This window comes from Erythrobacter sp. 'gip.4 top 5', from assembly GCF_056495765.1.
Map to the genome: position 1 here is coordinate 197,269 of NZ_CP200270.1, position 15,238 is coordinate 212,506.

At 63.3% G+C, this 15,238-nt stretch carries 14 protein-coding genes; 8 read left to right on the forward strand and 6 right to left on the reverse strand.

Going from position 1 to position 15,238, the window contains the following annotated elements; genetic code table 11:
• The first annotated feature begins 25 nt into the window (after nt 1-25).
• Nucleotides 26-2,239: a putative bifunctional diguanylate cyclase/phosphodiesterase gene (locus ACRANW_RS01025; RefSeq protein ID WP_479432722.1), complete on the forward strand. Its 2,214-nt coding sequence runs from the start codon at nt 26-28 to the stop codon at nt 2,237-2,239.
• 11 nt (nt 2,240-2,250) lie between these two features.
• Here ACRANW_RS01025 and ACRANW_RS01030 read toward each other — a convergent pair whose 3' ends face one another.
• A complete protein-coding gene (locus ACRANW_RS01030) occupies nt 2,251-2,772 on the reverse strand; it encodes a DUF6702 family protein (RefSeq protein ID WP_479432723.1) in 522 nt (173 codons plus the stop codon).
• Nucleotides 2,769-5,204: a M1 family aminopeptidase gene (locus tag ACRANW_RS01035; RefSeq protein ID WP_479432724.1), complete on the reverse strand. Its 2,436-nt coding sequence runs from the start codon at nt 5,202-5,204 to the stop codon at nt 2,769-2,771. The genes ACRANW_RS01030 and ACRANW_RS01035 overlap by 4 nt, the downstream gene beginning before the upstream one ends.
• Nucleotides 5,205-5,340: 136 nt before the next feature.
• Between ACRANW_RS01035 and ACRANW_RS01040 the strand changes: the two genes are divergently transcribed.
• The 6 genes from ACRANW_RS01040 (at nt 5,341) to ACRANW_RS01065 (ending at nt 11,141) form a co-directional block, all read left to right on the forward strand.
• Nucleotides 5,341-5,529, forward strand: a complete 189-nt coding sequence (locus ACRANW_RS01040) for a DUF5522 domain-containing protein (protein ID WP_479432725.1) — start codon at nt 5,341-5,343, stop codon at nt 5,527-5,529.
• 15 nt (nt 5,530-5,544) lie between these two features.
• Nucleotides 5,545-6,657 carry an S-(hydroxymethyl)glutathione dehydrogenase/class III alcohol dehydrogenase gene (locus ACRANW_RS01045; RefSeq protein ID WP_479432726.1) on the forward strand — a complete coding sequence of 371 codons (1,113 nt, stop codon included), beginning with the start codon at nt 5,545-5,547 and terminating at the stop codon, nt 6,655-6,657.
• On the forward strand, nt 6,657-7,490 hold the full coding sequence (gene fghA / locus ACRANW_RS01050) for an S-formylglutathione hydrolase (RefSeq protein WP_479432727.1): 834 nt from the start codon (nt 6,657-6,659) through the stop codon (nt 7,488-7,490). The genes ACRANW_RS01045 and fghA overlap by 1 nt, the downstream gene beginning before the upstream one ends.
• Before the next feature lie 94 nt (nt 7,491-7,584).
• Nucleotides 7,585-8,694, forward strand: a complete 1,110-nt coding sequence (locus tag ACRANW_RS01055) for a GNAT family N-acetyltransferase (protein WP_479432728.1) — start codon at nt 7,585-7,587, stop codon at nt 8,692-8,694.
• The gene (locus ACRANW_RS01060; RefSeq protein WP_479432729.1) at nt 8,675-10,201 is read left to right on the forward strand and encodes a lipopolysaccharide biosynthesis protein; all 1,527 of its coding nucleotides are present in this window, start codon (nt 8,675-8,677) and stop codon (nt 10,199-10,201) included. Before ACRANW_RS01055 ends, ACRANW_RS01060 begins: the two co-directional genes overlap by 20 nt.
• 55 nt (nt 10,202-10,256) lie before the next feature.
• Nucleotides 10,257-11,141, forward strand: a complete 885-nt coding sequence (locus tag ACRANW_RS01065; RefSeq protein ID WP_479432730.1) for an alpha/beta hydrolase — start codon at nt 10,257-10,259, stop codon at nt 11,139-11,141.
• 43 nt (nt 11,142-11,184) lie between these two features.
• On the opposite strand, the gene ACRANW_RS01070 is transcribed toward ACRANW_RS01065, so the two are convergent.
• Entirely contained in the window at nt 11,185-11,373 is a 189-nt protein-coding gene (locus tag ACRANW_RS01070) for a hypothetical protein (protein ID WP_479432731.1), read from the reverse strand.
• Nucleotides 11,374-11,406: 33 nt separating this feature from the next.
• On the opposite strand from ACRANW_RS01070, the gene ACRANW_RS01075 reads away from it, so the two are divergent.
• Nucleotides 11,407-11,739, forward strand: a complete 333-nt coding sequence (locus ACRANW_RS01075; RefSeq protein ID WP_479432732.1) for a sigma-70 family RNA polymerase sigma factor — start codon at nt 11,407-11,409, stop codon at nt 11,737-11,739.
• A 4-nt stretch (nt 11,740-11,743) separates the two neighbouring features.
• On the opposite strand, the gene ACRANW_RS01080 is transcribed toward ACRANW_RS01075, so the two are convergent.
• The 3 genes from ACRANW_RS01080 to ACRANW_RS01090 are packed head-to-tail and all read right to left on the reverse strand — an operon-like array spanning nt 11,744 to nt 15,192.
• Nucleotides 11,744-13,030, reverse strand: coding sequence for an acyl-CoA dehydrogenase family protein (locus ACRANW_RS01080; protein WP_479432733.1), 1,287 nt, complete (start codon nt 13,028-13,030; stop codon nt 11,744-11,746).
• A complete protein-coding gene (locus ACRANW_RS01085) occupies nt 13,031-14,416 on the reverse strand; it encodes a phosphotransferase family protein (protein WP_479432734.1) in 1,386 nt (461 codons plus the stop codon).
• Nucleotides 14,413-15,192 carry a M48 family metallopeptidase gene (locus ACRANW_RS01090; RefSeq protein ID WP_479432735.1) on the reverse strand — a complete coding sequence of 260 codons (780 nt, stop codon included), beginning with the start codon at nt 15,190-15,192 and terminating at the stop codon, nt 14,413-14,415. Before ACRANW_RS01090 ends, ACRANW_RS01085 begins: the two co-directional genes overlap by 4 nt.
• Nucleotides 15,193-15,238 lie beyond the last annotated feature (46 nt).

The window sequence follows — 15,238 nt, forward strand, 5'->3', positions numbered from 1 at the left end:
GTTTCAACGACTCTTTCTTAAGGCCTTGGGCGCCAAAGGTTGGGGCGTGCAGGACAAGTATCGCCTCGGCGCCATTCGCGATCTCAAGCTTCAGGCGATGCCTGATCGTGACGTATTTTCCCGCATCACTTCTCTTGCGAGCACCATGCTCGATTGCCCGATGGCCCTGCTATCGGTGGTAGAGCAGGAACGGCAATGGTTCCTGGGGCGCACCGGCACGGATCTGATAGAAACCCCGATTGCGGATTCCTTCTGCGCCTATTGCGTCATGAACGAAGAGCCGCTGCTGATACCCGATGCGCGCCGCGATCCGCGCCTGAATAGCAACGCGCTGGTCATCGGTGATCCGTTCATCCGGTCTTATCTGGGTGTGCCAATCCGCACCGATGATGGCGTGCTGCTGGGCGCTCTGTGTGCCATTTCGCCCAAGCCGGACGCCTTCCGTCCCGAACAGATCGCGTCCCTGTCCATGCTTGCACAGCTGGCCGAACAAAGCTTGGCGCTACACGCCCGCACCCGCGCGTTGAGCCTCGCCAACGCCGCGCTTCAACAATCGAGCCAGATTTTCCGTCAGGCCGAACGCGCCGCCAATGTCGGCAGCTGGCGGATCGATATTGCCACGGGCGAGCTCGACTGGTCCGATCAGGTCTATGCGATCAGCGGCAACATTCCGGGTCACATTCCCAGCATTGCCACGGCGCTGGGCATGTATGAACCCGAAGACCGCGCCATGGTCAGGCGAGGGCTTGAACAGACGATTGCCGATGGCAAACCGATCATGTTTGAAACCAGCATCCGTCGCAGGGATGGCGAGGCCCGCCGGATTCGCGTGGTGGGCGAGCGGGTCGATGTGGATGGCAAGCCGGACAGCGTCGCCGGGATCATCCTCGATTGCACGGACGAGCACCTGCGCAATGTCGCTTTGAAGCGTGCGGCTGAACGGGACCGGCTGACCGGCCTGTTCAACCGCGCTACCTTTGATCGGCGCCTGGCAGCGGCCATGCAGCGGGTCGAAAGTGAGCCGGTGACGATCGCCCTGCTTGATCTCGACGGGTTCAAGGAAGTCAACGACACGCTGGGCCATCTCGTGGGCGACCGGGTGCTGGAGACGATTTCCGAACAGCTCAAAATGCGTGTTGCGCCGGGCATGTTTCTGGCGCGCTGGGGCGGGGATGAATTCGCCTTGCTGTTCCCGTCTGCGATGGCACTAGCGGATGTCACCCGGTTCCTTGAAGATTTGCTGGCCGAACTGGATGACATGCCGCCGCTTGGCAGCACGCTGCTGAAGATCGGTGCCACCTGCGGGATCGCCCGGATGACAACCGTTGCCAGCAGCGAGGAGATCATGCGCCGCGCCGATCTGGCGCTGTATCGCGGCAAGGAAACCGGGCGCGGGGCCGTGGTGTGCTGGGACCATCAGATCGAAGCGCGCCAGTCCGAACGACAGACCGCGATCGCCCAGCTTCGCGGTGCCCTGAACGATGGGCGCGCAATGGCAGCCTATCAGCCGATCGTGGATCTGGAGACCGGCGCGATTATATCGGTCGAGGCGCTGCTGCGCCTGCGCGACGAGGATGGCCGATTGCTATCTGCCAGCGATATTTTCGCCGCGCTGCTCGATCCTGAACTCTCGCGCCGCGTCAGCCGCGTGATGCTGGATTCCGTAGTGGCCGATGGCCCCACCATCCTCGCCCTGTTCGGGCCAGAAACGCGGATCGCCATAAATCTGTCCGAGGCCGATCTGCGGCGCGGCGATTTCGTGCGCCATCTGATTGACGTGATCGATGATAGCGCGCTCAGTCCGCGCAACATCACCATCGAAGTCACCGAAACCATGCTGATTGATGCAGGGGGGCAGCTGCGTGCATCCCTCGCGATGCTGGACGAATGCGGCTTTACCATTTGCCTCGACGATTTCGGCACCGGCTTCTCGTCGCTCACCCACCTCAGGGCCTTTCCGATTCAGAAGGTCAAGATTGATCGCGATTTCATTGCCGGGATTGACGAGGACCACCAGTCACGTCTGATTATTCAGGCAATCGTGCAGATGGGTCACAGCCTTGGCCTGCGGGTTGTGGTGGAGGGTGTCGAGACCAGGGATCAGGAAACCTTCCTGCGCGCCATCGGCTGCCGCCATGTGCAGGGTTATCTCTATGGGCGTCCAGCGCTGCTGGCCGATCTGCAAACCCGCCATAGCCCAGCGGCCCAGGGCGGAGCACCGCGGCGCCGCCGCGCGTAATCAGCGCGGCGTTAGCGCGCCAGGGGCGCGGTTTGCGCCTCGTCTCCGGACCGGAAGATGAAGGTGGCAGGCGCGGTGCCGCCGCCGATATTGACGCGGTTTTCCTGTCGCGCCCAGACATCGGTAAGGATCTGGGAATTGACCCGCACCGCCACCGTGCCTTCAGGCGCGGGGACTTCCTGGTACACCCACAGGCTGCCCCCGGTGATTTCGCTGCCGACGTAATCAGGGGTCACCAGATCGCCGTTGACCGCAAGCAGGAACCGCCGGGTGACATAGCGGGCAAAGGCTTCGCGGCTGTCCTGGCTGCCGATGATGTCGGGGCTATGAATGTCGGCATTGCCCGTCCGGCGCACCACCAGCGCGTGTTCGGCATCATGAACCGGCACCTGATGCGCGATTTCGATCATGCCGGTGCGCTGATTGACGATGATGGTGCTGATCGTGAACTTCTGCTGATGCGCCACCGCCGTGCCCGTCCCCGCAAGGACGAGCGCAAGCGCCCCTAAGGCGTGCAGAGCGTACCGCGTCACTTCTTGTTCTTGACCGGCTCTGCCCCGGCCGCTTCGCCCATAAGATCGCGGCCAACGCGCGATTTGCTCGCTTCATCCTTGAAGGCTTCGACCCGGCTGGGAATGATGCGGCGCGGATAGTGGTTGTTTTCCAGATCGGCATCGCCGGTTTCCCAATCGGGATCGACCATCACCTGCACCAGTTCCTTGCCCTTGGGAAAGACCAGCAGCTTGGCGACTTCACGCGCATTGCGGCGCCAGATTTCGGCCGGGATGGTCAGCTTTTCGGTCTTGCCGTCCTTGAACGTCAGGCCAAGGATGATCGGCATCACCAGTCCGCCCTTGTTGGTGAAGTTGAGGACGTAGTAATTCGCATCCTCCTTCACCGCGCGATCAAACGCGGCGCGTTCCCACGGGGCCAGGCCTTCGAGGAAATCGGTGTAACCCTTGCGATCCTTCGGCGTGACAGTGAACTGATCGTTCTTGTCGTAAAAATCCGTCACGCCGGGATTTTCGAGCACCCAGATCGGCAGGTTCTGTTCACGGTTGAGCCCGATGCCGACCACTTCGGGTTCCTCGGCACGCTCGGCCCGGCGACGCGGCAGGTCGATATCCGGGTTTTTGCTGTCCATCTTCAGACTGTAGATCGAATCGAGGCTGATATCGACGTGATCGGTGGTGTAGAACCACCCGCGCCAGAACCAGTCGAGATCGGTGCCGGAGGCTTCTTCGATGGTGCGGAAGAAATCGGCCGGGGTGGGCCGCTTGAACTTCCAGCGGCGGGCATATTCCTTCAACGCAAAATCGAACCGTTCACGCCCGATCACGGTGTCGCGCAGCAGGTGATAGGCGGCAGACGGCTTGCCATAGGCATTGGCGCCAAGGTCCGTCACCGAATCCGATTGCGTCATGATCGGCTGCTGGTTGCTGGACACCATGTAGCTGACCATGTCGCGCGGCAGGCTGCGGGTCCACGGCATGTCCGGATCCCATTCGTAACCGGCGACCGAATCGAGGAAGGAATTGATGCCTTCATCCATCCAGGTCCACTGGCGTTCATCCGAGTTGACCGTCATCGGGAAGTAGATGTGCCCGATCTCGTGGATCACCACACCGACCAGAAACATCTTCTCGGCCAGAGAATAGGTGCGGCTGCCGTCCTTGTTCAGGATCGTGCGCGGGCCGTTGAAGGTGATCATCGGATATTCCATCCCGCCGACCGGCCCGTTGACCGATTGCGCGGTGGGATAGGGATAGTCGAAGCTGAAGCGGGAATAGACCTTCATGGTGTGAACCACCGCGGCGGTGGAATACTTCTTCCACAGATCGCCGCCTTCCTTGGGCCAGAAGCTCATGGCAAGCACGGTTTCATGCTCCGCACCCGGCTGCTTGTGGCCTTGGGCGTCCCACATGAACTTGCGGCTGGAAGCCCAGGCGAAATCGCGCACATTGGTGGCGGCAAACTGCCAGGTCTTCTTGCCACGCGGATTGCCGCTTTCCGCAGCGGCCGCTTCCTGCGGGGTGACGATGAACATCGGCGCTGCGGCAGTCTTGGCCGCATCGAGTCGCTGACGCTGGGCAGCAGTCAGCACGGTTTCGGGGTTCTGCAGCACGCCGGTCGATGCGACAATGTGATCGTCGGGCACCGTCATGCTGACATCGTAATCGCCGAACTCCAGCGTGAATTCGCCGCGACCCAGAAACTCCTTGTTGTGCCAGCCTTCGTAGTCCGAATAGGCCACCATGCGCGGAAACCACTGCGCCATCAGGAAGATATCATTGCCGCCCTTGCGCGGATCATCGGGGAAATGTTCGTAGCCCGAACGCGCGCTCACCGCGTCTTCTTCGACGATGATGAACGACCACTCGATGGTGAACTCGGTCGTCTCGCCCGAGGCGAGCGGGGCGGGCAGGTCGATCCGCATCAGCGTGCCAACGATGGTGTGCGGCAGCGTAGCCCCTGCCAGCGATGTCACGGCGCTGATATCATAGCCGTAATCATTGTCGGCCATGGATTGCTGGCGGCGCAGTTCTTCCATGGAAAGTTTGGTCGGCTCGCTTCCCGAACCCAGCGTCACCTTCGGCCCGCGCCGGCCGGGGCCGCCGAACGCGTCGGTCAACTCGGCCATCGAATCGCGCCTGAAGATGTTCTGGTCGAGCTGCATCCACAGCCACGGCAGGCTGTCGGGTGAATTGTTGGTGTAACGCACGGTAGCGCGCGCGGTCAGGCGGCGGCGGCTCTCGTCCAGTTCGGCTTCGATCGTGTAATCGACCTTCTGCTGCCAGTATTCATGCCCCGGCGCGCCGCTGGCATTGCGATAGGTGTTGGGGGTGGGCAACACTTCATCGAGCTGGCGGAACTTGTCCTCGTAATCGCCTTTGGTCTGCTCGATCCCCTGCGCATGGGCGGGCACGGCGAACAATAGGGCGGCAAGACACAATACGAAACGCAAGGGCGCTCTCCGGGAAAAAGGCAGGTCCGTTTGAGAGCGCAAAAGGAGGGAGCGCGCAAGCGTGTATGCTGCTGGGCGTGGCAATTTTGTTTCAGGCATGGCATTGCGATCACGTGTCGCCTATCTCCCGCGCCGTATGACCCAGCCCCCATGGCACGCCCTGCACGAAGCCGCCTGCGCCCGGGGCGAGGCGACCTATCGCGACCCTGAAACGGGCTACGCCGTGTTCACGCAAGCCGCGCATCTCAAGCGCGGCAAATGCTGCGGTTCGGCCTGCCGCCATTGCCCGTACGGCCATGAAGCCGTGCCCGCCCGCAACACCTGATCCAAGGAAACCTCCATGAAAACCCGCGCCGCTGTTGCCTTTGAAGCGAAAAAGCCGCTCGAAATCGTCGAGCTTGATCTCGAAGGCCCCCGGACAGGCGAAGTGCTGGTCGAAATCATGGCGACCGGCGTCTGCCACACCGATGCTTACACGCTGGACGGGCTGGACAGCGAGGGCATCTTCCCCAGCGTGCTGGGCCACGAAGGGGCAGGCATCGTGCGCGAGGTGGGCGAAGGCGTGACGTCAGTGAAGCCCGGCGATCACGTGATCCCACTCTACACGCCGGAATGCCGCCAGTGTAAGTCGTGCCTCAGCGGCAAAACCAACCTGTGCACTGCAATCCGCGCCACGCAGGGCAAGGGCCTGATGCCTGACGGCACCACGCGCTTCAGCTACAAAGGCGCGCCCATCTATCACTACATGGGCTGTTCGACCTTCTCGAACTTCACCGTGCTGCCCGAAATCGCGGTTGCCAAGATCCGCGCGGACGCGCCGTTCCAGAGCGCCTGTTACATCGGCTGCGGCGTCACCACCGGGGTCGGCGCTGTCACCAATACGGCCAAGGTGCAAGTGGGCGACAATGTCGTGGTGTTCGGGCTGGGCGGGATTGGCCTCAACGTCATCCAAGGCGCGCGGCTGGCGGGCGCGAACCTCATCATCGGGGTCGATATCAACCCCGACCGGGAAGACTGGGGCCGCCAGTTCGGCATGACTCACTTCCTCAACACCAAGGGCATGAGCCGCGAGGGCACGGTCGCCAAGATCGTCGAAATGACCGATGGCGGCGCGGATTACACCTTTGATGCGACCGGCAATACCGACGTGATGCGAACGGCACTGGAGGCCTGCCACCGCGGCTGGGGCACCAGCATCATCATCGGCGTGGCCGAAGCGGGCAAGGAGATCGCCACCCGCCCGTTCCAGCTGGTCACCGGGCGCAACTGGCGCGGCACTGCCTTCGGCGGGGCCAAGGGCCGCACCGATGTGCCCAAGATTGTCGACATGTACATGACCGGCAAGATCCAGATCGACCCGATGATCACGCACGTCATGGGCCTGGAAGAGATCAACACTGCCTTCGATCTGATGCATGAAGGCAAATCGATCCGCAGCGTCGTGGTGTTCTGATGGAGACGGTCTCGGAAAATCGCAGCCATGGCGGCACGCAGGGCGTTTACCGCCATGCCTCCGCCGCGACTGGCACCGATATGACCTTCGCGGTGTTCGTGCCCGATCACGCGCCGGGGTCGAAGCTGCCGGTGCTGTGGTATCTTTCGGGCCTGACCTGCACCCATGCCAATGTCATGGAGAAAGGCGAATTCCGCGCGGCTTGCGCCGAACATGGCATGATTTTCATCGCCCCCGACACATCCCCGCGCGGCGACGGCGTGCCCGATGCTGAGGACGAATACGACTTCGGCAAGGGCGCAGGCTTTTATCTGGATGCAACCCAGGAACCATGGGCGCAGCATTACCAGATGCGCTCCTATATCGAGGACGAGCAGCCCGCGCTGATCGCCGAGCGCTTTCCGGCTGACATGGCGCGCCAGGGGATCACCGGCCATTCGATGGGCGGCCACGGCGCGCTGACCATCGGCTTGCGCAACCCCGCCCGGTTCCGGTCCGTCAGCGCCTTTGCCCCGATCTGTGCGCCTGCCCAAGTGCCATGGGGCGAGAAAGCCTTCAGCCGCTACCTGGGCGACGATCGCACCGCATGGACCGACTATGACGCCGTCGCAATGATCGAAGCCGGGGCGCGTCTGCCCGACCTGCTGGTCGATCAGGGCAGCGCCGATGCGTTTCTGGAGGAACAGCTCGGCACCCCTCTGCTTGCCACCGCGTGCAAGACCGCCGGTATCCCGGCCACAATCCGGATGCAGGACGGGTATGATCACTCCTACTTCTTCATTTCGACCTTCATGGCCGATCACATTGCCTGGCATGCTGCGCGTCTGACTTAAACGCTAGTGTGGCCTGTGGTTAACCGGGTGGTTACGCCCCGCGCGCTACAACGGGGCAGCCGGTTTTACCCCCCCCCGGTTGCACAGGTGAGGAATGTACGAAAGCAGGATTGCCGCTGACCGCCTGACGGTCACCGCGGTCGCGGGCTTCCCGCCCGAGATCGACACCCTGGCTGCGCGCAATATCGCTGGCCACGGGTTTCTGCGTGCGGCGTGGTATGCGGCTGGCGGATCGGCCCGCGGGCGCACGCTGCTGTTGCAGCGCGGCGCCGGGGGCATAGTGCTGGCCGCGATCCCGACCATCCCCTTCGGTCCGACGATTGGCCGCGCGCGCAAGGTGCCGGGGTCTTACTGGCCCCTGCGCAGCCCTTCGATTGCGCCCGATTGCGATCTATTTGAACTGGCACATGGCCTTGATCATTCAGCGGCACGGTGTCTTGGCCCGGTGTGGCGGGTCGGCCCGGCCCGCGCCGACGATCCGGCGACCATGCTGCTGGTTGACGCCGCGCAGCTCGCCAACTGGACGGTCCTGTCGCGCCCTGCCGGTACAAGCTGGGTGATCGATCTCGATGCAGCGCGCACGCGCGGTTGGCCCCGCGCCTCGGCAGCGCGCAAACACCGCGCCGCGTGGCGCAAACTTGAAGAACAAGGGCGTCCGCACTGGCGCCATATCCGGGGGCGCGACTGGACCGCCGGCGCGCTTGAGGACATGGGCCGCATCGAAACGCAAAGCTGGATCGCGCGCACTACCAACGGCAGCGGCGCCAAGTTCATGACCGCAGCCCAGCGCGCCGTATGGAGCCATGTGCTGCGCGATCGCGTGATCGCCGAAAACCTGTCCGCAACCATTTTGATGCTGGACGATCGCCCCATCGCTTTCAGCTTCGATCTAGATGACGGGCCGGTACAATATGGGATCGCCGGAAGCTATGTCGAAGACCTGAAGGCGTTCGGTATCGGCAAGCTCGCCAACACCCGTGCGATGCAGGATGCAATTGCCGATGGTCAGCGTGTAATGGATATGGGCGCAGGGGATTCGGGCTACAAACGCGACATGGGCGCGGTCGAAGGATATGCGATGGCGGATCTGCTGTTCGTGCGCAGCCGCACATTGGCGATGTTGCTGGCCAAGGCATGGGGCGATGCCTTGCCCCCATCTGCGTCTACCGCTGCCATCATCCGGGATGAAACTGTCCGTGGCTGAAGCCGATCCCGTCGCACCTGCGCCAGCGCCCGCCGCCGCGCCATCGCTGGCTGCGCAGGTGCGTACAGCGGTGATCTGGCGCTCTGGCAGTCAGGTGCTCACCCAGATCGTGTCCTGGGCGTCCACCCTGATCGTGATCCGCCTGCTCGCGCCGCAGGATTATGGCCTGTTCGCGATGGCGCAGGTGATGCTGATGCTGCTGAGCACCATGAATGGCTATGGTCTCGCGAGCGCATTGATCCGCGAGGAGGAAGTGACCGAGGAGCGTCTGCGCCAAACGCTGGGGATGCTCATGCTGCTGAATGGCGGGCTGGCGCTGGCCCAGTTTCTCGCCGCGCCGTTGGTGGCCTTGTGGTTCAAGGAACCGATGGTGGCAGATCTGCTGCGGGTGCAATCGCTGCTATACCTTGCTGTCCCGTTTTGCGCCCTGCCCCATGCGGTCCTGTCCCGACGGATGGATTTCCGCCGCCCGGCGCAGGTGCGGCTGGTGGTGGCGGTGACGGGGGCCGGCACAGCGCTAACCGGCGCACTGTCAGGCTGGGGCGTGTGGACACTGGTTGCCGCGCCGCTGGTGATGCTGCTGACCGAAGCGATCGGAATGACCTGGGCCGCGCGCTCGCCAATCCGCCCGATCTTCCGGTTCAAGGGCGCGGGCCACATCGCCGGATTTGGCGGCGTGATGACCGCGACCCAGTTGTTCTGGTTCGTCCAGAGCCAGGCCGACGTGGTGATCGCAGGTCGCGTGCTCGATACCCATGATCTGGGCGTTTACACCACCGGGCTGTTTCTGGCGCAGTTGCTGGCGTCGAAATTCGTGCCGCCTATCAATGAGGTCGCCTATGCCGCCTATTCGCGCCAGCAGGGTGAGGGCGCAGGCGATTGGGGCTCCTCCGCGCTGCTCGCCACGATCCGGTTGGTGATGATGGTGGGCCTGCCCGCCTATGCCGGGATCGCGGTGGTCGCCCCGGTCCTGGTGCCGGTGCTGCTGGGCGACAAATGGCTTGAGATCATCCCGCAGCTCCCGATCCTGGCGGTGGCCATGGCGATGCTGACGCTGCAGATCCTGTTCGCGCCTGCCACCAATGCGCGCGGCTTTCCGGGCATTCCTCTGAGGGTAACGATGCTGGGAAGCGTGGTGATGCCGGTGGCGTTCTACACCGGCTCGCACTGGGGCGTGACCGGCTTTGCATGGGGCTGGGTCGGCGGAATGGCGGTGCTGACCATGGCGACGATATTGCTGTCACGCGCCGTGCTGGGCTTCAGCCTGGCCGGTCTGGGCAGCGCGCTTGCCCCGCCACTTGGCGCGGCGCTGGTGATGGGGGCCGGGGTTGCGCTGCTGCTACACGCGCTACCGCCACTGCCCGATCTGCTGGCGCTTGTGTGCGCGGTAATTTGGGGCGTGACAATTTACCTTGGCACGCTCCACCTGATCGCGCCCTCACGGCTGGCCGAAGCGCTCCGGTTCCTGCGCAACCGCGACGAGGCCGCCCCTGCCCCGGCGTTGTGACCCCTGATCCCGCTTGGCGATTGACTTGGGGCTGGCGATCCGGTTGGTCGGGCGCATGAACACTGCCCGTCCCCAGCCCGTCACCCGTCACGCCTTCGTCAATGGCATCGACCTTGCGGTGCACGAATGGGCTTCGAAAGGCAGCGTCGATGCGACTGGCGTGCCACTGGTCTTTGCCCATGCCACAGGGTTTCACGGGCGGGTGTTTGATGCCATCATCGAAGCCTTCCCTGATCATCCCGCCTATGCGGTCGACCTGCGCGGCCATGGCCAATCACGCGCCGGGCCGATCGAAGATTGGCGGCTTCTTGCCAGCGATGTGTCTGATTTCCTTGCACAAGCAGGTATCGCCGGCGCGGTCGGCATTGGCCATTCGATGGGGGCGCACACCCTGCTGCAAGTCGCCGCGGACGCGCCGGAGCGGTTCAGCCGCCTCGTCCTGTTCGATCCGGTGATCCTGGCACCTGCCTTCTACGCGCCGGGACAGCCGCTCTACACCGCCGACAACCCCCATCCCGCTATTCGCCGCAAGCGCGATTTCGCCAGTGTCGAAGCCATGATCGAACGCTTCGGGACCCGCGATCCTTACGCCCTGTTCGACGCTCGCGTATTTGCCGATTATTGTCGCTACGGCCTCACCCCAGCCGCCTCTGGCGAAGGGCTGGAACTGGCCTGCGCGCCCGAGGTCGAAGCCAGCGTCTATGCCTCCAGCCGCAGCAATGGCGCGATTCTGGAGGCCGCCAGACACGTCGACATTCCGGTGCTGGTGGTGCGGGCGCAAGCCACCGATCTCAACGATTTCAAGAGTTCCCCGACCTGGCCCGAGCTTGCCAGCATCCTGCCGCAAGGAACCGACCTCTACCGCCCAGACATGACCCATTTTCACCCGTTCCAAGACCCGCAAGACGCCGCCCGGATCATCGCGGAATGGATCGCCTGAACCCGATGTTCTGCAAATGTTTCACGTGAAACATTGGCCACCACTACCCCGCCGCGTCCAGCAAATCTCTGATATCGCTTTGAATACTGCCGATATGCTGCGCATCCGCCTGTAGGCAATTGGCGCCGATCTGGCTGGCCAGCCCGCCATAGAACGCCTTGAGGCTGGCGCCCAGCGGATGGTCCGGCGCGACCGATTGGGCCAGCCACACCATGATGGTCTGCGCGCGCATCAAAGGCTCAGCCGCGCCGAACTCGCCCGGGCCATGGATGTGAGCGACGCCGAACTCCTCTCTATCGAAGCCTCGGGCGTAAAGCTGACCCCGATTGAGGACGCCTATGATGAAACCAGCCTCGCCTTCGCCAGTGATGATCCCGATCCGTTCGAGGCGCTTTGCGCCGCCGAGGACCGCGACCGTCTGCTGCACGCGATGATCGCACTGCCTGATCGGCTGAAGCTGGTGCTCCAGTTGTTTTTCGTCGAGGAATTAAACCTCACGGAAATCGCTGCCGTGCTCGATGTCAGCGTGCCGCGGGTCCACCAGTTGCGGGCCAAGGCGCTCAAAGACTTGCGGGCGCTGCTGGAGGCGGACGGCTAAACGATCACGAGAACATCCCGCGCTTCGGCCCGAGATAGCCAAACAAATACGCCCCCACTTTGCGCATCTGGATTTCCTCGCTGCCCTCGGTGATGCGGTAGCGGCGGTGGTGACGATAGATGTGTTCAAACGGCTTGTGGCGCGAATAGCCGATGGCGCCATGCACCTGCATCGCGCGGTCCGCCGCTTCGCACACCAGCCGGTTCGCCCAGTAATTGCACATCGAAACCTTGTCGCTGATGGTGCGCTCGATCTCCTCGTGGGGCATATTGTCCATCTCCCACGCGGTCTTGAAGATCAGCAGCCGCAGCATTTCCGCCTGCGTGGCGAGTTCCACCAGCGGAAACTGGATTGCCTGATTGCGCGCCAGTTCCTCGCCAAACGGCTTGCGCTCCCGCGCATATTTCACACTTCCATCGATGCAATAAAGCGCCGCGCCGCAGCTTGATGCCGCCTGGCGGATGCGGTTCTGGTGAACGAAGCTTTGCGCCAGCGCGAGGCCGCGGCCTTCTAGGCCGAGCATGGCAGAGTCCGGCACCCACACGTTCGTCACCGACAGGCGCGGGTGATCGGTGGGCATATTGAAGGTCCACATCCACTCCTCGATTGTGAGGCCTTCGGTGGGGTTGGGGACAAGGAAACAGGTGATCCCGCTGGCATCCCCCGCCTTGCCGCTTGTGCGGCAGAACATCGCGCAGTGGGTGGCAATGTGCATCCCGGTGATCCACATTTTTGCTCCATCGATCCGCCAGCCATCGATGCCGTCGCGGGTCTCGCGCACCGCAACCGTCTCCATGTGGGTGGCGTCGGAGCCGTGATCGGGTTCGGTGAGGCCGAAGGCGACGCGGCGTGTGCGTTCAAAGCTGCCGGTGATGAATTCGGCTTTCTGTTCCTCGGTGCCCCACTGGTCGAACATGGCGACGAAGGGGAAGTTGCCGACGATGGAGTGTTCGTTCTGCAAGTCGTTGTGGAGGCCGAGGCCTCCCTTCGCAAAATGCTCGCGGATTACCGCCATCCAAAGGTTGCTGCCGTCCTTCCCGCCATAGCGTTTGGGGGCGGAGAAGCGCCAATGGCCGGCCTTGTGGGAGCGGGCGGTGGCTTCCTTGAGCAGTTCTTCCCAATCGTGCCGGGGCAGGCCGCCCGCTTCGAAGTCTGTGCGCGCATATTCGCGGCGGTGGTCGAAGAAACGGATGTTGTCGTCTTGCGCTTCGAGCGGCTTGATCTCGGCAGCGATGAAGGCGTCGAGTTCGTCGAGGTACGCCTGCAGGTCGGCGGGAATGGCGAAGTCCATTTAGTGCTCTCCGGTCCATTTTTTGCGCGCATGGGCGAGCGCAGGATATTTCGGGGAATCGATTTCCACTTTGGCTAGCGCACGCATTCTTAGGGTCGCTAGAAACTCAGGCGCATCGAACAAAATATCACCTGTCAAAATTTGCGATGGTCGCCCGTCGTGGAAGAACAGGTCGGAGGCTCCGTTCATTACCTCTCGCCGCACGATGCCAAGTGCGTTTCGCGCAACGGCTGCCTGAAACCGGTCGTGCGGTGAAAGCTGATCCTTTATCGAGGCGATCCATTCGGAAATGGCCGTCAGGGTTTCTTGGTCGCTTGCTTCGCCGAATTCGGTTTCCTCCACCGAGATAGGGGCCGCAACTGGCCGCGCCCGCTCCACCTCCGGAGCATCCTCCTCCATCAGCAGCAGCAGGTCGAGTTCCTGCTCACTCGTCCGGCGCGAGATCACCACGCGCTCCAGCATCCGGTCCGCGCCCGAGCGCCATTGCGCCGCCATCTTGAGGCACCCCAGCGCCCACCATACGGTGCGGTAGATCGTCCAGAAGCGGAAACGGGCGGGATCGACTGTCGTACCGCTCTCGGCCTCATAGGCGGCGATGTAGTCTTCGATTGACCCCAGCCCCAGCGCGGGCCGTTCATATCGGGCGAAGCGCCACACCGCCATGCAGCCGAACGCCAAGTCCTCGTGGCGGTCGCCGAAATGGGCCAATTCCCAATCTAGTACGCCGGTCAGCCGCGAGCCTTCAACCAGCAGATTGCCCATCCGGAAATCGCCGTGGTTGAGGACAAGATGCCCCCCTCCCGCCTGCGGGAGGGGTTGGGGGTGGGCAAGAGCGTCAATATTATCTTCCAGCCACTTCAGCCCCAGCGCGATGATCGGCCGGTCGCCACCGGCCGCCAAGAACTGGGCTTTCAGGTCAGCGATGGCGGCGCGGGTGTCCATCACCGGAACGCCGTCCGGCACGTCCGTCTGCCGCAGTCGGTGAATGCGCGCCAAGTCCCGGGCCGCTTGCGTGAGCAGACCTGCCGGGTCATCGCACCCCAGAATAACCTTCGGATCAGCCGTCCCCGGCAAGGCGCGCATGACGAAGCCGGAGCCCAGCCCGTCGGCCTCCTCCAGCACCGCGACCACTTGCGGCGCGGTCACACCTTTGGCGCGGGCGGCCTTGATCAGCGCGGCTTCAGTGGAATGCCCGTAGGCCCGCCCATCCATGAACGCGGGGCTTGGCGCGCGGCGCAGGACATAGGCGGCGTCGCCAGCGCCAAACCGCCAGCTTTCCATCACCGCTCCGCCGGTGAGGCGCTGCGGCGCACCCGAAAACACACCAAGGCCGGCGCGGGACGCCACCCGCACCAGCCCCGCACGCAGAGTGCCGGGATCGATCACTTGATCTTGGCGCGCATCCGCTTGGCCCGCTTGGCCGGATCGGGGTGCGTTTGCAGCAGCGCAATTCCGCCGCCCCCGCCCAGCGCCGCCAGCTTGTCCATCGACGATGGGCAGCCTTGCAGGTTGTAACCATTGGCCGACATGAAGGTCAGCGCGTAATCATCCGACGCGGTTTCCGCAGATTGCGAATGCTGGGCGTACATCACGTTCTGCAGCAGGCCGCCCAGTTCGGAATTGGCAATCTGGCGCACCCCGCCGCTGGCGGTTCCGGCCACGCTGAGCGCCGCATCCTGCTGAAGCGCGCGCTTCATCCGCTTTTGCCCGTGTTCCAGCTTCACATGGCCGATTTCATGCCCGATCACGCAGCGCACTTCATCATCGGTCATGGCGTCCATCAGCCCGGAATAGACCCGCACCGTGCCATCCCCCATCGCAAAGGCGTTCACTTCGTTGACCAGATAGGCCTGGATATCGAGATTGAGCCCATCATAGCTGTCCAGCCCCCGGGTCAGCTTCGCCAGCCGCACCGCATAGGGATTTGTGGCCGGAGCCAGCGGGTTCTGGCGATCCATCTGATCGGACATCTGCCCGAAATAGGCGACGATCTGCTGATCGGAGACGGTGGCGGCCTGAAGCACCTTCTTGGCCGACCCCATGATGTCACCCAGGCTTTGCGAATGGGCCGGTGCGGCCGGGGCAAGCATCGCTGCCCCGGCCAGTCCGGCAACGGCAAGCATCGGCAAAACGGCAGCCAAAGATTTGATGTGCCTACGCATAACCACTCTCCCTTTGCCTGTACGATGCCTGCCAATCACTCCTGGA